Origin of the sequence: Rudaea sp. 3F27F6 (assembly GCF_005503555.1) — a bacterium.
Classification (GTDB): domain Bacteria; phylum Pseudomonadota; class Gammaproteobacteria; order Xanthomonadales; family Rhodanobacteraceae; genus Rudaea.
Map to the genome: position 1 here is coordinate 1084575 of NZ_SCNG01000001.1, position 19227 is coordinate 1103801.

17 protein-coding genes are annotated in these 19227 nt (G+C 65.7%); 11 read left to right on the plus strand and 6 right to left on the minus strand.

The genetic code is table 11. The annotated features are described in order from the left end of the window. The first annotated feature begins 33 nt into the window (after nucleotides 1–33). A complete protein-coding gene (locus tag FFS30_RS04660) occupies nucleotides 34–588 on the plus strand; it encodes a TlpA disulfide reductase family protein (RefSeq protein WP_137911922.1) in 555 nt (184 codons plus the stop codon). 10 nt (nucleotides 589–598) lie between these two features. On the opposite strand, the gene FFS30_RS04665 is transcribed toward FFS30_RS04660, so the two are convergent. Beyond that, entirely contained in the window at nucleotides 599–2197 is a 1599-nt protein-coding gene (locus FFS30_RS04665; protein WP_137911923.1) for an MFS transporter, read from the minus strand. 123 nt (nucleotides 2198–2320) lie between these two features. Here FFS30_RS04665 and FFS30_RS04670 point away from each other — a divergent pair, with 123 nt between their 5' ends. From FFS30_RS04670 to FFS30_RS04700, 7 genes are all read left to right on the plus strand, one after another. Then, the gene (locus FFS30_RS04670) at nucleotides 2321–3229 is read left to right on the plus strand and encodes a LysR family transcriptional regulator (RefSeq protein WP_137911924.1); all 909 of its coding nucleotides are present in this window, start codon (nucleotides 2321–2323) and stop codon (nucleotides 3227–3229) included. Between the two features lie 133 nt (nucleotides 3230–3362). Next, on the plus strand, nucleotides 3363–3812 hold the full coding sequence (gene aroQ, locus FFS30_RS04675; RefSeq protein WP_137911925.1) for a type II 3-dehydroquinate dehydratase: 450 nt from the start codon (nucleotides 3363–3365) through the stop codon (nucleotides 3810–3812). A gap of 63 nt (nucleotides 3813–3875) precedes the next feature. Next, nucleotides 3876–4349: an acetyl-CoA carboxylase biotin carboxyl carrier protein gene (accB, locus tag FFS30_RS04680; protein ID WP_137911926.1), complete on the plus strand. Its 474-nt coding sequence runs from the start codon at nucleotides 3876–3878 to the stop codon at nucleotides 4347–4349. 107 nt (nucleotides 4350–4456) lie between these two features. Then, a complete protein-coding gene (gene accC / locus FFS30_RS04685) occupies nucleotides 4457–5833 on the plus strand; it encodes an acetyl-CoA carboxylase biotin carboxylase subunit (protein WP_137911927.1) in 1377 nt (458 codons plus the stop codon). A gap of 170 nt (nucleotides 5834–6003) precedes the next feature. Beyond that, complete coding sequence (gene prmA, locus FFS30_RS04690) at nucleotides 6004–6909, plus strand: 50S ribosomal protein L11 methyltransferase (RefSeq protein ID WP_137911928.1); 906 nt, start codon at nucleotides 6004–6006, stop codon at nucleotides 6907–6909. A 100-nt stretch (nucleotides 6910–7009) separates the two neighbouring features. Further along, nucleotides 7010–7777, plus strand: coding sequence for a zinc-ribbon and DUF3426 domain-containing protein (locus FFS30_RS04695; protein WP_137912579.1), 768 nt, complete (start codon nucleotides 7010–7012; stop codon nucleotides 7775–7777). A gap of 198 nt (nucleotides 7778–7975) precedes the next feature. Further along, nucleotides 7976–8248, plus strand: a complete 273-nt coding sequence (locus FFS30_RS04700; RefSeq protein WP_137911929.1) for a helix-turn-helix domain-containing protein — start codon at nucleotides 7976–7978, stop codon at nucleotides 8246–8248. On the opposite strand, the gene FFS30_RS04705 is transcribed toward FFS30_RS04700, so the two are convergent. Beyond that, on the minus strand, nucleotides 8216–8470 hold the full coding sequence (locus tag FFS30_RS04705; protein WP_137911930.1) for a hypothetical protein: 255 nt from the start codon (nucleotides 8468–8470) through the stop codon (nucleotides 8216–8218). The genes FFS30_RS04700 and FFS30_RS04705 overlap by 33 nt on opposite strands. A gap of 17 nt (nucleotides 8471–8487) precedes the next feature. Here FFS30_RS04705 and purH point away from each other — a divergent pair, with 17 nt between their 5' ends. Beyond that, complete coding sequence (purH, locus tag FFS30_RS04710) at nucleotides 8488–10062, plus strand: bifunctional phosphoribosylaminoimidazolecarboxamide formyltransferase/IMP cyclohydrolase (RefSeq protein WP_137911931.1); 1575 nt, start codon at nucleotides 8488–8490, stop codon at nucleotides 10060–10062. Nucleotides 10063–10216: 154 nt separating this feature from the next. Next, on the plus strand, nucleotides 10217–11500 hold the full coding sequence (gene purD / locus FFS30_RS04715) for a phosphoribosylamine--glycine ligase (protein WP_137911932.1): 1284 nt from the start codon (nucleotides 10217–10219) through the stop codon (nucleotides 11498–11500). Nucleotides 11501–11524: 24 nt separating this feature from the next. Here purD and FFS30_RS04720 read toward each other — a convergent pair whose 3' ends face one another. Continuing rightward, on the minus strand, nucleotides 11525–13174 hold the full coding sequence (locus FFS30_RS04720) for a tetratricopeptide repeat protein (RefSeq protein WP_137911933.1): 1650 nt from the start codon (nucleotides 13172–13174) through the stop codon (nucleotides 11525–11527). Between the two features lie 214 nt (nucleotides 13175–13388). On the opposite strand from FFS30_RS04720, the gene FFS30_RS04725 reads away from it, so the two are divergent. Then, nucleotides 13389–15278 (plus strand): MFS transporter, encoded by a 1890-nt coding sequence (locus FFS30_RS04725; RefSeq protein WP_137911934.1) that lies wholly within the window; start codon nucleotides 13389–13391, stop codon nucleotides 15276–15278. A gap of 95 nt (nucleotides 15279–15373) precedes the next feature. Here FFS30_RS04725 and ampE read toward each other — a convergent pair whose 3' ends face one another. From ampE to nudC, 3 genes are all read right to left on the minus strand, one after another. Then, entirely contained in the window at nucleotides 15374–16252 is an 879-nt protein-coding gene (gene ampE, locus FFS30_RS04730; RefSeq protein WP_137911935.1) for a regulatory signaling modulator protein AmpE, read from the minus strand. 64 nt (nucleotides 16253–16316) lie between these two features. Continuing rightward, nucleotides 16317–18173, minus strand: a complete 1857-nt coding sequence (locus FFS30_RS04735) for an ABC transporter ATP-binding protein (protein WP_137911936.1) — start codon at nucleotides 18171–18173, stop codon at nucleotides 16317–16319. Between the two features lie 68 nt (nucleotides 18174–18241). Next, nucleotides 18242–19222, minus strand: coding sequence for an NAD(+) diphosphatase (gene nudC / locus FFS30_RS04740; RefSeq protein WP_137911937.1), 981 nt, complete (start codon nucleotides 19220–19222; stop codon nucleotides 18242–18244). Nucleotides 19223–19227: the final 5 nt, after the last annotated feature.

Here is a 19227-nt window from a genome sequence, read left to right on the forward strand (position 1 = left end):
AATCGCGCCCTTACGACATTCCACGGACTCGTCATGTTCAATCGCTCCAATCTCATCATCGTCGCCGTCGCCATTTTCGGCGCCGCGCTCGGCCTGTTCGCGTCAAGCCGCATGGGCGGCTACGCCGACAAGCCGGTACCGCCCGGCGTCACCGTGCTCAAGATCGGCGATACGCGCGCCGATCTCGAACTGACCGATCTCGAAGGCAAGCCGCGCCGTCTGTCCGAATTCGACGGCAAGTTCGTGCTGCTCAATTTCTGGGCGACCTGGTGCGGCCCGTGTCGCGAGGAAATGCCGCTGCTCGACGCGACCCACGAAAAACTCGCGGACAAAAACGTCCGCGTAGTCGGCATCGCGATCGACGACGGCGAAGCGGTGCGCGACTTCCTCAAGCAATATCCGGTGCGCTATCCGATTCTGCTCGGCAGCGACGAGGACGATCCGTCGCTGCGTTTCGGCGACACCAAGAGCGTGCTGCCGTACAGCGTGCTGATCGCGCCCGACGGCAAACTACTCGCCCAGCGCGCCGGCTACTTCAGCGAAGAAACCTTGGCGCACTGGCTGGCGCCGCACCTGCCTCCGAGCTGAGGCAAACTACTCAATCGACGCACGGCGCGACGTGCAGACCACTCGCATCGTCCGTCGCCACTTCCTCCGCCGCAGACTCTTCGTGCGCCGCGGCCGTGCCGAGCAGGGCCAGCACGAGCACAGCCGTGACCGCGGTCGCGACGGCCAATCCATAGATCAGCGTACTCGACGCATCGCAATAGAGCCGTGAAAGCGCGCCTACGTCGGCAGCCGCGCCAAGCGTCTGCGCAGCGCCGGCCGGATCGGCGATAGACAGGCGCTGCAGCGCCGATGCCGAGGCATCGCCCTGCAACAACGGCAATGACGCAAGCAGGCGTTTGCCGAGCAGGGTCGCCAGCGCCGCGGCCGCGAGCGCAAGCACGATGCCTTCGCCGGCAACGCGGCTCGCGCCGAAAATGCCGGCGGCCATGCCGGCGCGTTCCTTCGGCACCACGCTGATCGCGAGGCCGTCCATCAGCCCCCACGGCACCGCCGCGCCTATACCGATAACGATAAGCGGCGCGATCCAATCGCTGCCGGCCACGCCCGCGGCAAGATGCCCGAGCCATACCAGGCCGGCCGTCGCGAGCAGCAGGGACGCGCTGCACAGCACGCCCGGCGCGATGCGATGACTCAGCAGCGCGCCGAGAAACGGCACCACGAGCATCGGCGCAGACAAGGCGGCCATCAACAGACCGGCGTCGAGCGCGCTGTAGCCGTCGACGCCGATCAGGCGCACCGGCAGCACGACGATCAGAACGAGATAGCAGAAACCCGTGCCGATCGGCAGCAACTGCGCGCCGACGAAGCGCGGATAACGGAACAAGGACAAGTCGAGCATCGGCCGCGCCATGCGCTGCTCGATGCGCACGAACAGCGCGAGCAGCAGCGCCGATGCGATGAGCGCGGCGAGCACGAGCGGATGACTCCAACCGTACTCGGGCGCTTCGAGCACGCCGGCGGTGAACAGGGCCAGCATCGCGGTGAAGGCCAGACTGCCGGGCAGATCGATGCCGGCCGCATCCGGGTCACGCGATTCGCGCATGCGCGGCACGCCGAACACGGCGGCGGCGACCGCGACGACGAGGCTGGAGACGAAGATCGTGCGCCAGCCCCACTGCTGCACGAGCGCGCCGGCCAGGCTCGGACCGAAGGCGAGACCGACACCGAACGTGGTGCCGAGCAGGCTGAACGCGCGCAGCCGCGCCGGACCGTGGAATTCCTGCGCGAGTGCCGCGTTGCCGCCGGCCAACGCCGCGGCCGCGGCGACACCCTGCGCGGCGCGCAGTAGGTTGAGCACGAGCAGATTCGGCGTGAACACGAGCGCCAGCGACGCGGCGGCGAAGCCGACGATGCCGAGCGCGAACACGCGCTTGCGGCCGATCGCGTCGGCGAGCCCGCCCGCAGCCATAAGGCAGCTGCCGAAGCCGAGCATGAAGGCGTTGGTCATCCAGTTGAGCGCGGCCGGACTGCCGCCGAGCTCGTGGGCGATCGCCGGAATGGCGATCGGCGGCCCGGTGAAATTCAACGGCAGCACGAGGCCGGCCAGACACACCGCGGCCAGGATCAGATAGCGATCCAGACGCGCCTGCGCGGGCTCTGCAGAAGAGGTCGATGCGGGGAGAGACATAAGAAAATCGGGATCGGAAAGAGGGCGTACAAAGGCTATCTGCGCTTCAATTTCCGAAAAATAGGCCGACTTTCCTTTCTTTGTGGAAAAATACGCTTCAATTTCCGCGCTCGATCCCCGCCCATGGACAAATTCGGCAGCCTCCTCGCCTTCGTGCGTACTGCGGAAACGCGCAGCTTCGTCGCCAGCGCACGCCTGCTCGGCATGTCTGCGTCGGCGGTCGGCAAGAGCGTGGCCAAGCTCGAAGCCGAACTCGGCGTACGCCTGTTCGAGCGCAATACGCGCAACGTCAGCCTGACCGAGCAGGGCCGGCTCTACTACGAGCGCTGCCGGCCGCTGCTCGACGAACTGGCCGAGACCGAGGCGATCCTGACTCATTCGATGCAGGCGCCGCGCGGGCGGCTGCGCGTCAGTCTGCCGACCAACGGCTATCGTTTCCTCGTGCCCGTGCTGCCCGAGTTCCGCGCGCGCTATCCCGACATCGAACTCGATCTCGACTTCAACGACCAACTTGTCGACGTGGTCGCCGATGGTTTCGACCTGGCGATCCGCAGCGGCGCCATGCCTGATTCGCGCCTGCAGGCACGGCGGATGATGCCGTTCTGCTTCCGCCTCTGCGCGTCGCCCGACTATCTCGCCGACCGTGGCGTGCCGAAGCGGCCGGCCGACCTGGAAAAACACGCCTGCATCCATTTCCGCTTCGCCCACAGCGGCAAGCTGCAGGAGTGGGCGCTGAAACTCGAGCCTGACGAACGCCCGCCGGCGCTGCCGGTCAGCCTGATCTGCAACAACAGCGAGGCGGCGATCACCGCGGCGATCCATGGCCTCGGCATCATCTACAGCGTCAACTTCCTCGTCGATGCGGCGCTCGCCGAAGGACGCCTGGTGCGCGTGCTCGCCGACTACGAGGCGCAATCGGGCCAGTTCTGGCTGCTCTGGCCGAGCCAGAAGCAGATGCCGCCCAAGTTGCGCGTGTTCATCGATTTTCTCAGCGCGTGTTTGTGCCGCGGTCCCCAATTGCCCATGGCATAGCCAGGGAGGAGATCGATTTCGTCAAACAGCGTCCAACTCCGGCGATTTTGCGAACATCGTGCTGGACAACCTCGGACCGTCGGCGCAAACTTGCGCGCCTTGGCCGGACCCTCGGCCGGCATCCAGCGAACTCGTGGCGAAAATTCTCGTCCTGCACGGCCCCAATCTGAATCTGCTCGGCACACGCGAGCCGGAGATCTACGGCCGCGCCACGCTCGACGATATCAACGCCGACCTGGCCGAACGCGCGAAAGCGGCAGGCCACGCGCTCGAACACTTGCAGTCGAACGCCGAGCACGAGCTGGTCGGCCGCGTGCAACAGGCGCGCAGCGACGGCACGGCGTTCATTCTGATCAATCCCGGCGCGTTCACCCACACCAGCATCGCCCTGCGCGACGCGTTCGCGGCCGTGGCGATCCCGTTCATCGAAGTGCACCTGTCGAACGTCCATGCGCGCGAGGCGTTCCGCCGCCACAGCTACCTATCCGACCTCGCGGTCGGCGTGATCTGCGGTCTCGGACCGATCGGCTACGGCCTCGCGCTCGCAGCCGCCGTGCAGCGGCTCGATGCGGCGTCGGCGTAACGGGCCGCGCCCGCCGAAATCCTAAAAGCAAAAGATAATCGGAACCAAAAGAAAGGTTTATATATGGACCTGCGCAAAATAAAAAAACTGATCGATATCCTCGAGGAATCCAACCTCGCCGAACTTGAAATCAAGGAAGGCGAGGAATCCGTGCGTCTGTCGCGCGTGCCGAAGGGCCTCGTGGGAACGGCGGCCGTCGCGCCGGCGACGCACGTCCAGGTTGCGGCGCCCGCGCACGCGCCGGCACCCGCCCCCGCGGCCAGCGCACCGGCGCCGGCGGCTGGCGGCAAGGAATTGCCGCCGGGCCACGTGCTGCGCTCGCCGATGGTCGGCACTTTCTATGCCTCGCCGAATCCCGAGGCGCCGCCGTTCGTCAAGGTCGGCCAAACCGTCAAGATCGGCGACACGCTCGGCATCATCGAGGCGATGAAGATGTTTAACCAGATCGAAGCCGACGCGGCGGGAACCGTGCTCGCGGTGCTCGCGACGAGCGGCCAGCCGGTCGAATTCGATGAGCCGCTGTTTGTTATCGGGTGAGCGGCTGAACGGTGAGCGGTGAGCGGAAAACGCTCTTGCCGCTGACCGCTCACCGCTGACCGCTCACACGGATCAGTCCAGCCCATGACAAACAGCGAAAGCGTCTCATGCTAGATAAAGTTGTTATCGCTAACCGCGGCGAAATCGCGCTGCGCATCCTGCGCGCCTGCCATACGCTCGGTATCAAGACGGTGGCCGTGCACTCCACGGTAGACCGCAACCTCAAGCACGTCGGCATGGCCGACGAATCGGTCTGCATCGGACCCGCGCCCGCGGCGGAAAGCTATCTGTCGACGCCGGCGATCATTGCCGCGGCGGAAGTCACCGACGCGCAGGCGATTCATCCGGGTTACGGATTCTTGTCGGAGAACGCCGACTTCGCCGAACGCGTCGAGCAGTCCGGCTTCATCTTCATCGGCCCGACCGCGCCGGTGATCCGCCTGATGGGCGACAAGGTCGAAGCGATCAAGGCGATGAAGGCCGCCGGCGTGCCCTGCGTGCCCGGCTCGGGCGGACCGCTCGGCGACGATGCGGCGACCAACGCGAAGATCGCGCGCGAAATCGGCTACCCGGTCATCATCAAGGCTGCGGGCGGCGGCGGCGGACGCGGCATGCGCGTGGTGCACACCGAAGCGCATCTCAACAACGCGATCCTGACCACCAAGTCCGAGGCCAAGGCCGCGTTCAACAACGATCAGGTCTACATGGAGAAGTTCCTGGAGAATCCGCGCCACGTGGAGATCCAGGTGCTCGCCGACGGCCAGGGCAACGCGATCCACCTCGGCGAGCGCGACTGCTCGATGCAGCGCCGCCACCAGAAAGTCGTCGAAGAAGCGCCCGCGCCGGGCATCACGCCGGAACAGCGCGCCGAGATCGGCCGCGTCTGCGTCGATGCCTGCATCCGCATCGGCTACCGCGGCGCCGGCACGTTCGAGTTCCTTTACGAAAACGGCCGTTTCTACTTCATCGAGATGAATACGCGCATCCAGGTCGAGCATCCGGTGACCGAGATGATCACCGGCGTCGATCTGGTGCGCGAGCAACTGTTGATCGCGAGCGGCGAGAAGCTGTCGATCAGGCAGGAAGACATCCAGATCACCGGCCATGCGATCGAGTGCCGCATCAACGCCGAAGATCCCGACACATTCATGCCTTCGCCGGGCACGATCAAGCGCTTCCTCGCCGCCGGCGGTCCCGGCGTGCGCGTCGACACGCACATCTACGACGGCTACCGGATTCCGCCGAACTACGACTCGATGATCGGCAAGCTGATCGTGCACGGCCGCGACCGCGAGACCGCAATCGCACGCATGCGCATCGCGCTCGCCGAAATGGTGGTCGACGGCGTGAAGACGAATATCCCGCTGCAGCAGCGCATCATGGCCGACGGCGGATTCCAGGCCGGCGGACAGAACATCCACTATCTCGAAAAGCGCATTGCTGAGCAGCGCGAGAAAGGCAAAGGGCTGAGGGTCGAGGGCTGAAATTGCCGAAGGCTATGGCGACGAGGAGCGACGCCCTCGTTCGTCATTCCCGCGAAGGCGGGAATCCAGCGACTTCGCTCTTGCAAACATATGCAGCGCAAGAGCGGAAGAGATGACCCACCCTGCGGCTGTTGAAAACGCCCCGCCTTTGCGGGAACGACGGCAAAAATATGTCATGGCTTGAACTCTCCCTGACCCTGCACGCAAAACAGCAGGAACAAATCGAACTCGCGCTCGAAGATCTCGGCGCGCTGTCGATCACGCTGCGCGACGCGGACGCCGACACCCCCGACGAGCGCGCGATCTTCGAACCCGGCGTCGGCGAGCTGCCGCTGTGGAACGAGATCGTGCTGCAGGCGCTTTTCGACGGCGGCACCGACCGCAGCGGCCTCGTCCATGCGCTGCACGAACTCGTGCCCGAACTCGCGCCGGAGCGCATCGCGTTCCGCGAGGTCGAGGACCAGGATTGGACGCGCGCGTGGATGGACACGTACCAACCGATGCAGTTCGGCGCACGCCTGTGGATTTATCCGAGCACGGTCGCGCCGACCGCGGACGATGGCGGCAAGGTCATCGTCCATCTCGATCCCGGTCTCGCCTTCGGCACGGGCACGCATCCGACCACGGCGCTGTGCCTGGAATGGCTCGACGCGACCGCCGTCGCAGACAAGACCTTGATCGACTTCGGCTGCGGATCGGGCGTGCTCGCCGTGGCCGCACTCAAGCTCGGCGCCGCGCGCGCGATCGGCGTCGACAATGATCCACAAGCGATCGAGGCGAGCCGCGTCAACGCCGAACGCAACGGCGTGGCAGAAAAAGTCGAGTTGTATCTGCCGCAGGATTTCCCCGAAATGCGCGCCGACATCCTGATCGCGAACATTCTCGCCGGGCCACTCGGCGATCTCGCCGCACAGTTCGCCGCCTGCGTCGAGCCGGGCGGCCTGCTCGCGCTGTCGGGCATTCTGCAGGGTCAGGAAAGCGAATTGCTCACGCGTTATGCGCAATGGTTCGACGATCTCGCCGTGGCGACGCGCGAAGACTGGGTGCGTATCACGGCAAGAAGGCGTGAGCGGTGAGCCGTAAGCGGTAAGCGGTGAAGAGCCAACTGCGCCGCTCTATTTCTTTTCCCGCTCACCGCTCACCGCTTACGGCTCCCCGGCCCAGTACAATCCCTCCATGTACACGCAGTGCCCCGAATGCCTGACGATCTACCTGATCGCGCCCGAGGCGCTCGCGCAGGCGCGCGGCAGCGTGTCCTGCAGTCATTGCACGGCCGTGTTCGACGCCCTGCGCACGCTGACCGACAATCTGCCGATCGGCGCACAGCGCCTCGCTTCGCACGAATCGGATGCGTCGGTGCCCGACCTTGTCCAGCCGGTCATGCGCCCGATCGCCGCCGCGAACATCGCCACGCATGCGGGGCCGGCCGCCGCGCCGACGCCGGAGTTCGCGCGCACGCATCCGGCGCCTTCGGCGAGGTCGAATCGGATCTGGAAAGGCGGCATCGCGATTCTCGCGCCGCTGCTGCTCGCCCAGATTGCCTGGGCCGAGCGCACCGAACTGTTGCAGAACCCGACTTCGCGCGCCTGGCTCGAACGCGGCTGCTCTCTTTTGCACTGCACGCTGCCGGTGGCGCACGACGCAGAAAACTTCGTCCTGCTCTCGCGCGACGTGCGTCCGCATCCTTCCGTACCGAACGCGCTGATCATCTCGGCCACGCTGCGCAACGACGCCGACGTGGCCCAGGCGTTTCCGATCGTCGAGATCACCCTGACCGATCTCGACGAACAGCGCATTGCGATGCGGCGCTTCAAACCGTCCGAGTATCTCGGCGACGTGCGCACGCTCAGCGCCGGTCTCGCCGCGCACGCATCGACCGCGCTCGTGTTCGAAGTCGCCGATCCGGGCAAGAACGCGGTCGCCTACGAATTCAAATTTCTCTGAGCAATGCACGCCAAATAGGAACGGCGCTTGCATATATGCCTTCGTCTTCGAAGACAAGACAAAAAAATACTTAACTAGTGAGCGCCGCAGCGATAAACTATCCGACCCGCGCTGCAAAATCTTCAGCTTCGATCGCGCACGCAGGGTGCGGGTTTGCCGTACACAGGGAAGACTGGAAACAAAGGGGACACCCAGACCATGAACGCCGCTCCGAACCTTCGCCTCGCCGAGGCGACCGAATCCGCACTGCAGCCCGCATTGCGCGAGTGCGTCGCACGCGCCGTGCGCCGCTACCTGCTCGACATGGACGGAGAAGCGAGCGGTCTCTACGAACTCGTGCTCGACGAGGTGGAAACACCGCTGCTGCGCGAAGTGATGAGCTGGGCCGGCGGCAACCAGAGCAAGGCGGCGACGGCGCTCGGCATCAACCGCGCGACTTTACGCAAGAAGCTCGCCGCGCACGGGCTCTGAGCCTGCGTTTTCGCGATCCGCCGCGATCGCGCGAGTCGAAAAATCTTCTTCCGCGGCCGCATTCAAAGCTTTCTCGGCGATTATCCCGGTCGCCGAAATCGAAAACCGCCCGTCGCGGGCCGCACCTCCCGGCAAGACCGTTATAATTTCCGCCTGTTTGCCTTTGCGGCCACGCGTGGCCGCGTAGTCGACGAGCGGCCGCGAGCGGCCGCGCTTCTTCAACGAACTGCGGAAATCCCATGTCCGACACTCTCGTACCGATCCGGCGCGCGCTGCTCAGCGTCTCCGACAAGACCGGCCTGATCGAACTCGCGCGCGCGCTGGCCGCGCGCAAAGTCGAACTGCTCTCCACCGGCGGCACGGCGAAAGCGCTGCGCGACGCCGGCATCGCGGTACGCGACGTGAGCGAGGTGACCGGCTTTCCGGAAATCATGGACGGCCGCGTCAAGACCCTGCATCCGAAGATCCACGGCGCCCTGCTCGGCCGCGCGGGCATCGACGAAGCGGTGATGGCGCAGCACGACATCGGCCCGATCGATCTGCTCGTGCTCAATCTGTATCCGTTCGAGGCCGTCACGGCGCGCGCCGGTCATACGCTGGCCGAAGCGGTCGAGAATATCGATATCGGCGGCCCGGCGATGCTGCGCGCCGCGGCGAAGAATTATCCACGCGTCGCCGTGCTGACCGATTCGGGGCAGTACGCCGCCGCCCTCGCCGAACTCGAAGCGAACGACGGCGCGCTCTCGGCGGCGACGCGTTTCGCCCTGTCGGTCGCCGCGTTCAATCGCGTCGCGCAGTACGACGCCTTCATCAGCAATTATCTGTCGGCTATCCAGGCCGACGGTTCGCGCGCGCTGTTCCCGGCGCAGAACAACGGCAACTTCATCAAAGTTATGGATCTACGCTACGGCGAGAATCCGCACCAGCAAGGCGTGTTCTACCGCGACCTGTGGCCGGTAGCGGGCACGCTGGCGACGTTCACCCAACTGCAGGGCAAGGAACTGTCGTACAACAACCTCGCCGATGCCGACGCCGCCTGGGAATGCGTGCGCCAGTTCGGCGACGTGCCCGCCTGCGTGATCGTCAAGCATGCGAACCCGTGCGGCGTGGCCGAAGCGGCGGGCATTCTCGACGCCTACGAAGCCGCCTATGCGACCGATCCGACGTCGGCGTTCGGCGGCATCATCGCGTTCAATCAAAAGCTCGACGCCGCGACTGCGAAAACGATTCTCGACCGCCAGTTCGTCGAAGTGCTGATCGCGCCCGACTACGACGAAGCGGCGCTCACGGTCTGCGCGAAGAAGGCCAACGTGCGCGTGCTCAAGATTCCGCACGGAGCCGGCCGCAACAATGTCGACGTCAAGCGCGTCGGCTCCGGCCTGCTGATGCAGACCGCCGACGTGCACGAAGTGCAGCGCGCCGACCTCAAGGTGGTCAGCAAGCGTGCGCCGAGCGTGGCCGAACTCGAAGACCTGCTGTTCGCCTGGCGCGTGGCGAAGTTCGTCAAATCCAATGCGATCGTCTATGCCAAGGACCGCCGCACCGTCGGCATCGGCGCCGGCCAGATGAGCCGCGTGGTCAGCGCGAAGATCGCCGCGCTCAAGGCCGAGGAAGCGGGCCTGATCGTGCCCGGCAGCGCGATGGCGAGCGATGCGTTCTTCCCGTTCCGCGACGGCATCGACGCGGCGGCCAAGGCCGGCATCCGCAGCGTGATCCAGCCGGGCGGCTCGATGCGCGACGGCGAGGTGATCGCCGCGGCTGACGAACACGATATCGCCATGGTGTTCACCGGCATCCGCCACTTCCGCCATTGACGCTTCCCTTCGCCCACCGGAAAAGGTGGCGTGAAGCGCCGGATAAGGGAGGGGTTTCACACGATCCCCTCTACTCGAAAACGGCAAGGCTTATCCCTTATTCGCCTCTAATGAGGCACCTTCTTCCAAGCGGAGAAGCAAAGCAGGAGTCGCTATGAAAGTTTTGGTCATCGGTTCCGGCGGACGCGAACACGCTCTGGCCTGGAAGCTGAAGCAATCGCCGCGCGTGAGCGAAGTGATTGTCGCGCCCGGCAATGCGGGCACGGCAAGCGAGCCGGGGCTGCGCAATGTGCCGATCGCTGCGACCGACATCGATGCCCTGCTGCATTTCGCCCGGACGGAAAACATCGCATTGACCGTGGTCGGCCCCGAAGCGCCGCTCGTCGCCGGCCTCGTCGACCGCTTTGCCGCGGCGGGACTGCGCTGCTTCGGCCCGAGTGCCAAGGCCGCACAGCTCGAAGGCTCCAAGGCGTTCGCCAAAGATTTTCTCGCGCGTCACAACATTCCGACTGCGCACTACGCCGTGTTCACCGAACTCGCGCCCGCGCTCGCCCACGTACGCGCGCACGGTGCGCCGATCGTGATCAAGGCCGACGGCCTTGCGGCCGGCAAGGGCGTGGTCGTCGCGATGTCGCTCGCCGAGGCCGAACACGCGCTCGAAGACATGCTCGGCGCGCAGACCTTAGGCAGCGCCGGCGCGCGCGTCGTGATCGAAGAATTCCTCGAAGGCGAAGAGGCGAGCTATATCGTCATCGCCGACGGCAAACACGCGTTGCCGATGGCGACGAGCCAGGACCACAAGCGCGTCGGCGACGGCGACACCGGCCCGAACACGGGCGGCATGGGCGCGTATTCGCCCGCGCCCGTGGTCACGCCGGCGGTCGAAGCGCGCGTTCTGCTCGAAGTGATCGAACCGACCCTCGCCGGCATGGCCGCGGACGGTGCGCCGTTCACCGGCTTTCTCTACGCTGGGCTGATGATCGACAAACACGGCGCGCCGAAGGTAATCGAGTTCAATGTGCGCTTCGGCGATCCGGAAACCCAGCCGATCATGCTGCGCCTGCAATCGGATCTCGTCGAACTGATCGAGGCCGCGCTCGACGGCCGGCTCGGCACCCAGCGCACGCAATGGGACGCGCGCCCCGCGATCGGCGTCGTGCTCGCCGCACACGGTTATCCGGGCACGGTGCGCACGGGCGATGCGATCTCAGGCCACGACCTCGATTTCGGCACGGACGTGAAGGTGTTCCACGCCGGCAGCAAATTCGACGACGGCCATGCCGTCAGCTCGGGCGGGCGCGTGCTGACTGTCTGCGCACTCGGCGATGACCTGCGCGCGGCGCGGACGAATGCCTATGCCGCCGCCGAACGCATCCATTTCGACGGCGCGTTCTACCGTCGCGACATCGGCCATCGCGCGCTGCAGCGTCGGAGCTGAGCGCGCCGCGAGCGATCCGCCGGACTATTTTTTCGCCGGCGCCGCCGCCGGCGCAGCGGGTTGCGCCGCGACGGCGCGCGTGGCGGTCAGCAGCGGCGCCTTGAAGTAAGGATGCTCGGCCGGCCACGGCCGATCGGGCATCTGCTGTTTGACGAACTGCTGCATCGTGGTGCGGAACAACGCGGCCGCCTCGGCGTCGCGCGCACGCGTCGCCTCGAAGATCGCCTGCGCCTGATATTCCTGTGCCTCTTTGAATTTGCCGTGCGCGGCGAGCGCGAGCGCGAGTGCGGTCGAGTTGTTTGCATCGGGCCGCTCCTTGTAGAGCAGCTTGCCGTAGTCGAGGGCGACGTCGCGCGTCTTCGCGTCGGCATCGGGGCAGGTACTCGCGGTGCGCACGAAGACCTGGAGCAAGTCGCCGTCGTTCTTGTTCTTCGCGACCGCATCGTTGATCGCCGACAGCGCATCCGCGCACTTGCCCTGGGCGAACAGCGCGGCGACGAGGTGCGCGTAGGCGACGGCGTTGGCCGGCTGCAATGCGACCAAGCCGCGATACTGCTCGACCGCCTGCGCGTAGCGTGCGCGGCGCATCTCGGCATTGCCGAGCAGCAGCCACGAATCGGGCTGCTTGCGATCGATCTTCTGCGCCTTGCGGTACTCGTCATAGGCTTTCGCATCGTCCGCACCGTATTCGGCGACGATACCGGCCGATACGTGCGTGACCGCGTTCTCGGATTTCGCCTGGAGCGCCCGGTCGATATAGGTCTGCGCGATCGCCTGGTTGCCGAGCGTCGCCTCGATGCGTGCGGCGAGCGCGAGCGCTTCGACGTCGTCCGGGTTCTTCTTCAGCAGCCCGGCCAACGTGTCGCGCGCGGCCTGGATATTGCCCTCGCGCGCCAGAGCCTGTGCATCGGCGACCGTCGTGCCGACCCGCGGCGGCGGCGAGAGCATGCCGGCGACGAGCGGATCGTTGATCTGCACCGCGACCGACCCGGCCTTGGCGCGCGCCTCTTCGGCGGCCTTGGTATTGCCCTGCCCCGCGTAGGCGTCGGCGAGATAGGTATACAGCCCGTTCGCCTGCGGTTCGAGCTTCAGCGCCTTGTTCAATCCGTCGACCGCATCCGCGTAGCGCTTCTGCTTGAGCGCGAGCTGACCGAGCATCGCAAACGGCACGGCCTGGTCGGCGTGTTCGCGCGCCGCGTCTTCGAGCAGCTTGCGCGCGCCGGCCGCATCGCCGGTTTCGAGCAGGACGTCGGCAAGGCGGAAGCTGATCGGCAAATACACCTTGTCGCGCTCGAACGCGGCCTGGAAGTTCGCACGCGCATCGTCGTTGCGCTTGAGCCTGCGCGCGATCACGCCGCGCAGGTAGTACCAGCGGCCGTCGTTCGGGCTGATCTGTGAGGCGTCGTAAAAGGCGACCGCCGCAGCCTCGTCGAAATCGTTGCGCGCATAGAGCGCGCCGAGGTCGGCGTAGGCCTCGGCCAGCGGCGGACCGACCAGGCTGGCCCTGGCCTTGTCGATCACGGCGCGTTCGTCGGCGATTTTCTTCGCCGCTTCCGGCGCGAGCTTGGAGGTGTCGGGCACCGGCACGGGCTGGATCAGCGAGTCCGCGTGCGCAGCGCCGGCGGCGGACAACGCAATCAACGTGGCGGCAACGAGCGTGGAAATTCGAGGCATGGGATCGGTCTGCGCGCAAGCCGCGCCATAGAAGGAGTGGCGCGTAGTTTATCAGCCATCCGATTTGCTACTCTCAACCCGGGGTGAATGCGCCCGCAGGCCCAGGCGCAAATTGCTATACCGAACCGTGCACATTGCGATACCGCGGCACGAGAAGAATACGAATCCGGCCGATGCGATGATCATGCGCGCATCGGCCACCAAGGAGCGTTCGATGTCGGCACAAAACCAGTTCGACCTGCTGCGCCAGCGACGCTTCCTGCCGTTCTTCCTGACCCAGGGGCTCGGTGCGTTCAACGACAACGTGTTCAAGCAGGCGCTGGTCATCCTGATCGCGTTCCTGACCCCGGGGCTCACCGCCGCCGATGTGAACATGTATACCAATCTCGCGGCCGGCTTGTTCATCCTGCCGTTCCTGCTGTTCTCGGCGACGAGCGGCCAGCTCTCGGACAAGTTCGACAAGTCGCGGCTGGCGCAACTGGTCAAGCTGCTCGAGATCGCGATCATGGCGATCGCCTGCATCGGCTTTCTCGGCCGCAATATCCCGCTGCTGCTTGCGATGCTGTTCCTGATGGGCCTGCATTCGACTCTGTTCGGCCCGCTCAAGTACGGCCTGCTGCCGCAGGTGCTCAACGAGCGGGAGCTGGTCGGCGGCAACGGCCTGATCGAGATGGCAACCTTTCTCGCAATCCTGATCGGTACGATTCTCGGCACCTCGCTGATCCGCATCGACGGGCTCGGCGCGTGGCTGGTCGGCAGCACCACGATCGCGATCGCCGTGATCGGCCTGCTCTGCGCGCTGGCGATGCCGCGCACGCCGGCCGCCGATCCCGCGCTCAAGCTCAACTGGAACCCGTTCACCGAAACCTGGCGCAACATCGGCTACATCCGCGGCAACCGCACGGTGTTCCTGTCCTGCCTCGGCATCTCGTGGTTCTGGTTCTACGGCTCGATCTATTTCACCCAGTTGCCGGTCTACGCGAAGGACGTGCTCGGCGGCGACGCCGGCGTCTACACCCTGCTGCTGACCGTGTTCTCGATCGGCATCGGCGCCGGCTCGATGCTTTGCGAGCGCCTGTCCGGACACAAGGTCGAGATCGGCCTCGTGCCGTTCGGCTCGCTCGGCATGACCGTGTTCGGCATCGATCTCTACTTCGCCCATCCGGTCGCCGTCGGCGAACTCGGCCTGACCGCGACGGCGATGCTGCGCCAGCCCGGCATCTGGCGAGTGCTCATCGATCTCGTGCTGATGGCGATCTTCTCCGGCTTCTTCATCGTGCCGCTGTTCGCCCTGATCCAGACGCGCAGCGACCCGGAGCGCCGCTCGCGCGTGATCGCGGCGAACAACATCATGAATGCGCTCTTCATGGTCGTCGCCGCGGCGCTGTCGGCGATCCTGCTCAACAAGGCCGGCCTGAGCATTCCGCAACTGCTGCTCGCGACCGCGGTGATGAACGCGATCGTCGCGATCTATATCTACACGCTGGTGCCGGAATTCCTGATGCGTTTCCTTACCTGGATTCTCATCAACACGCTGTACCGGATCCGTCTGCAAGGACTGGAGAACATTCCCGACGAAGGCCCGGCGCTATTGGTGTGCAATCACGTCAGTTTCGTCGACCCGCTGATCCTCGGCGGCAGCGTGCGCCGGCCGGTGCGCTTCGTCATGTACTACAAGATCTACGACATCCCCGGCTTGAACTTCATCTTCCGCACGGCGAAGGCGATACCGATCGCGGGCGCGAAGGAAGATCCTGCGCTGCTGCAACGTGCGTTCGAGGAAGTCGACAAGGAACTCGCCGAAGGCAACGTCGTCTGCATCTTTCCCGAAGGCGGAATCACGCGCGACGGTGAGATCGCGCCGTTCCGACCCGGTGTCGAACGGATTCTCGCCGCGCGCCCGGTGCCGGTCGTGCCGCTGGCGCTGCGCGGCCTCTGGGGCAGCATCTTCAGCCGCAAGGATTCGTGGCTCAACCGCGCGCGCCTACCACGGCGCTTCCGTTCGCGGATCGAACTCGTTGCCGGGCCGGCGGTACCGCCGGGCGAAGCGAGTGCAGAGGTGTTAGAAGCGAAGGTGCGCGAGTTGCGCGGCGAGATGGCTTAGTGGGAGTGAGCGGTGAGCGGGAAGCGGTGAGCGGGAAGAGCGAGGCAGCCGATCATTTGCTTTTCCCGCTGACCGCTTCCCGCTCACAAATCTCTCTACCCAAACACACCCGCAATCACGACCACGGCCAGAACGGCCAGCCACACAATCAACACGCGGCGAATCAAGGTCATCGCATCGTCGAGTTCGACGAGCGGATCACTGACGTCGACCGCATGGCCGTCGCCCGCTTCCACGTCGGCATCGACGCTCGCGCGCGCGATCGCGCCGAGAAAACCCGAGTCGAGGCTCCAATATCCTTTGCCGTGCGCGGCGTGATAGTCGCGCCAGGTCTTGAGCACCGCATCGAAATCCGAGGCGATCGCCAGCGCGAGCGCGATCAGATGCGCGGGCAGCCAGTCGAGCAGGCGCGCGAATTTGTCGGCGAGCGATTGTTGCGCGGCAGGCAGTGCCTGCGCATGCGTCGGGGTGTAGGCGAGCAGAACGACGAGACGGTAGAGCAACGCGCCGACCGGCCCGAGCACGGCGAACCAGAAGACCACGCCGAATACGCGCCGCAATCCCGCGGTGAACGTCGCTTCGACGAGCGGCTCGGCCTGGAACGGCAGTGGCGCACTCGACTCTTCGGGCCGCAGCGCCTGTACCGCATCGATGCGGCGGCTGCTGTCGGGCGCCTTGTCGACCGCTTCGACGTCGCGTTCGAGGTCGCGCGGGCCGAGGCAGTAGAACAGCACGACCACGGCAAAGACCAAGGTCGGCAAGCCGAATACGTTGCCGCGCAGAGCGAGTTGCACGATCAGGCAGACCAGCACCGGCAGACCGATCGTGATCGCGAGTCCGAGCTCCGCGCTCGACTGCGCGGCACCTTGGTCCTGCCAGCCGCGCAGCCAGGAAAAATTGCGCAGGCGCTGCGAATCCGGAACGAAGTGCGTGAACAGGAGGACGAGTACGATCGCGACGAACACGATGGCCATGCAGGATTTCCTTCCGCGCACGATGCGCGGGCGCGAAGATTGTAGCAGCGCCGCCGCGGGCCGTTTATGCCTGGGTTTCCAGCTCCGCCTCGGCTTCGGCGGCGACGAAGCCGCCGGTCTGGCGCGCCCACAGGCGCGCGTACAAGCCCTCGCGCGCGATCAGTTCGGCGTGAGTGCCGGACTCGACGATACGGCCGCGGTCCATCACCACCAGACGATCCATGCGCGCGATCGTCGACAGGCGATGCGCAATCGCAATCACGGTCTTGCCTTGCATCAGCTCGTCAAGGCTGTCCTGGATCGCCGCCTCGGCTTCGGAATCGAGCGCCGAGGTCGCCTCGTCAAGCACGAGGATCGGCGCGTCCTTGAGCAGCACGCGTGCAATCGCGATGCGCTGGCGCTGGCCGCCGCTCAGTTTGACGCCGCGTTCGCCGACGTGCGCCTCGAAGCCGCGGCGGCCGTCGCCGTCGACGAGCTGCGGGATGAATTCTTCGGCGCGCGCGCGGCGCACCGCGTCGGCGAGCGCGGTCTCGTCCGCATCCGGGCGGCCGTAGAGCAGGTTGTCGCGGATCGAGCGATGCAGCAGCGAAGTGTCCTGCGTGACCATGCCGACCCGGCTGCGCAGGCTTTCCTGTGTCACCGCGGCGATGTTCTGGCCGTCTATGGTGATGCGGCCGCCTTCGAGGTCGTGCAATCGCAGGAGCAGGTTGACCAGGGTCGACTTGCCCGCGCCGGACGGGCCGACCAGACCGATTTTCTCGCCGGGCCGGATCGCAAGGTCGAGCCCCGAAATCACCCCGCCCTTCTGGCCGTAATGGAAATGGATGTCGTGGAATTCGACCGCGCCAGCGCGCACCGCGAGTTCCGGTGCTCCGGCCGCATCGACGATGTCGCGTGGCTGCGAGATCGTCTCGATGCTGTCCTGCACCGTGCCGATGTTCTCGAAGATGCCGTTGACCACCCACATGATCCAGCCGGACATGTTGTGGATGCGGATGGTCAGGCCCGTGCTCAGCGCGATCGCGCCGGCGCTGACCGCGCCGCGGCTCCACAGCCAGGTCGCGAGCGCCGCCGTGCCGACGATCATGAAACCGTTGACGATCGAGATCGAGGCATCCATACCGGTGACCTGCCGAGTCATTTGCCGGCTCGCGGCGACCTGTTCGCGCAGTGCCTCGGCGACGTAGGCGTCCTCGCGGTCGCTGTGCGCGAACAGCTTCAGCGTGAGGATGTTGCCGTAACCGTCGACCAGACGGCCCATCAGCTTCGAACGCGCCTCGGACGCGCGCCAGGAACGCGCCTTCGTGCGCGGCACGAAATAACAAAGGATGCCGACGTAGACGAACAGCCAGATCACCAGCGGCACGATCAGCCAGAGGTCGGCTTCGGCGAACAGCACCAGGGCGCTCGCGGTGTAGATCAGCACGTACCAGATCGCGTCGACGATCTGCACCGACGATTCGCGCAGCGAGTCGCCGGCATGCATGACGCGGTTGGCGATGCGGCCGGCGAAATCGTTTTGGAAAAAGCCGAGGCTCTGGCGCACGACGTGGCGATGGCTGAGCCAGCGCACGCGGTTGTCGAGGCTCGGCGCGACCGCCTGGTTGATGAACAGGCAATGCAGCCAGAGCAGAAACGGCCGCGCGATCAGCACGACGAAGGCCATCCAGGCCAAGGCGGCGGCGTGTTCGCTGAAGAAGTCCGCCGGCTTGCTCGCGTTGACCAGATCGATCAGCTGGCCGAGATAACCGAACATCATGACTTCGGCCAGCGCCAGCAACAGTCCGGCCACGCAGGCGCCGGCGAACACACGCCAGACCGGACGCAGGTGGAACAGATAAAAGCGCAGTACGCCGCGCGGCGGGGTTTCCGGCGGGGCAGCGACGAATACTTCGATCAGCGATTCAAACCAGCGCAACATGACGAGCGGACAACGAAAAAATAGTTGCGCAGTCTAACAACGCGCGCATGAACGGCATGCGCTCGCGTTCAACGCGATCTCGGCTTGCGCATCGGGTCATCGAGAGTCAGTGTGTCGAGTTCGACGCCGGCCGCTTCGCGCAGCCAGTGCTCGACCAGCCGATAGGACACCGACAGCGGCGACGGCATCAGCAACTCGCCCGAAGCGAGACCATCGATGATTTGTTGCGCGGTGAACCAGCGCGCGTCTTCGAGTTCGGGCCCGAGCTTGATCGTCGGATCGTCCGCGCGCGCGAGAAAGCCGAGCATGATCGATGCGGGAAACGGCCACGGTTGCGAGGAGTGATAATCGCAGTCGACCACGCGCACGCCGGCCTCTTCGTGGACCTCGCGCTGCACGGCGGCTTCGAGCGTCTCGCCCGGCTCGATGAAACCCGCGAGCGCCGAATAGCGGCCTTTCGGCCAACTCGCCTGGCGGCCGAGCAGGCAGGCGTCGCCGCAGGAAACGACCACGATCATCGCCGGATCGGTGCGCGGGAAATGCTCGCTGCCGCAGTGCGGGTTCGTACATTTGGCGCGATGCCCGGCGCTTTCCAGCCGCAGCGGCGAAGCGCAGACGCTGCAATAGCGCGTGCGTTCCTGCCAATGCGCCAGCGCGCGCGCATAGGCGAACAGGCCCGCGTCGAACGCCTGCAGTAACATGCCGACCGCGCGCAGATCGAGGAACTCGCCGCCCGCTTGCGCGGCGATATCGGCGCAAACCGCGTCTTCCGCGCGCCAGACGAACCAATCTTGGTCCCGCGCCTGCCCAAGATAGGAAACGGCGTTTTCCGTGCCGCCGAAGCGCACGAAGTCGTCGTGCTGCAAGCCGCGCAGGCTATGTCCGTCGGTACCGATCAGGGCGCGGCCGTCGCTGCGCAACAGAAGGAAGCGCACCGCGTCGCCGTGCAGACGCCGGTTGATCACCGCCGTGTCGCTGCGCCAATCCGCGTCGCGTTCGATTTCTAGGGAGGAAAAGGTGTTGTTGCGGCTGCGCGAGAGTGAGCTCATGCCGC

Bases quoted from the DNA above. Each gene is read 5' to 3' on its own strand.
- purH (WP_137911931.1), top strand. From the start codon at position 8,488: ATGTCCGACACTCTCGTACCGATCCGGCGCGCGCTGCTCAGCGTCTCC.
- FFS30_RS04660 (WP_137911922.1), top strand. From the start codon at position 34: ATGTTCAATCGCTCCAATCTCATCATCGTCGCCGTCGCCATTTTCGGC.
- FFS30_RS04665 (WP_137911923.1), bottom strand. From the start codon at position 2,197: ATGTCTCTCCCCGCATCGACCTCTTCTGCAGAGCCCGCGCAGGCGCGT.
- FFS30_RS04700 (WP_137911929.1), top strand. From the start codon at position 7,976: ATGAACGCCGCTCCGAACCTTCGCCTCGCCGAGGCGACCGAATCCGCA.
- prmA (WP_137911928.1), top strand. From the start codon at position 6,004: ATGTCATGGCTTGAACTCTCCCTGACCCTGCACGCAAAACAGCAGGAA.
- nudC (WP_137911937.1), bottom strand. From the start codon at position 19,222: ATGAGCTCACTCTCGCGCAGCCGCAACAACACCTTTTCCTCCCTAGAA.
- FFS30_RS04735 (WP_137911936.1), bottom strand. From the start codon at position 18,173: ATGTTGCGCTGGTTTGAATCGCTGATCGAAGTATTCGTCGCTGCCCCG.
- ampE (WP_137911935.1), bottom strand. From the start codon at position 16,252: ATGGCCATCGTGTTCGTCGCGATCGTACTCGTCCTCCTGTTCACGCAC.
- FFS30_RS04720 (WP_137911933.1), bottom strand. From the start codon at position 13,174: ATGCCTCGAATTTCCACGCTCGTTGCCGCCACGTTGATTGCGTTGTCC.
- FFS30_RS04695 (WP_137912579.1), top strand. From the start codon at position 7,010: ATGTACACGCAGTGCCCCGAATGCCTGACGATCTACCTGATCGCGCCC.
- accB (WP_137911926.1), top strand. From the start codon at position 3,876: ATGGACCTGCGCAAAATAAAAAAACTGATCGATATCCTCGAGGAATCC.
- accC (WP_137911927.1), top strand. From the start codon at position 4,457: ATGCTAGATAAAGTTGTTATCGCTAACCGCGGCGAAATCGCGCTGCGC.
- purD (WP_137911932.1), top strand. From the start codon at position 10,217: ATGAAAGTTTTGGTCATCGGTTCCGGCGGACGCGAACACGCTCTGGCC.
- FFS30_RS04725 (WP_137911934.1), top strand. From the start codon at position 13,389: ATGTCGGCACAAAACCAGTTCGACCTGCTGCGCCAGCGACGCTTCCTG.
- FFS30_RS04670 (WP_137911924.1), top strand. From the start codon at position 2,321: ATGGACAAATTCGGCAGCCTCCTCGCCTTCGTGCGTACTGCGGAAACG.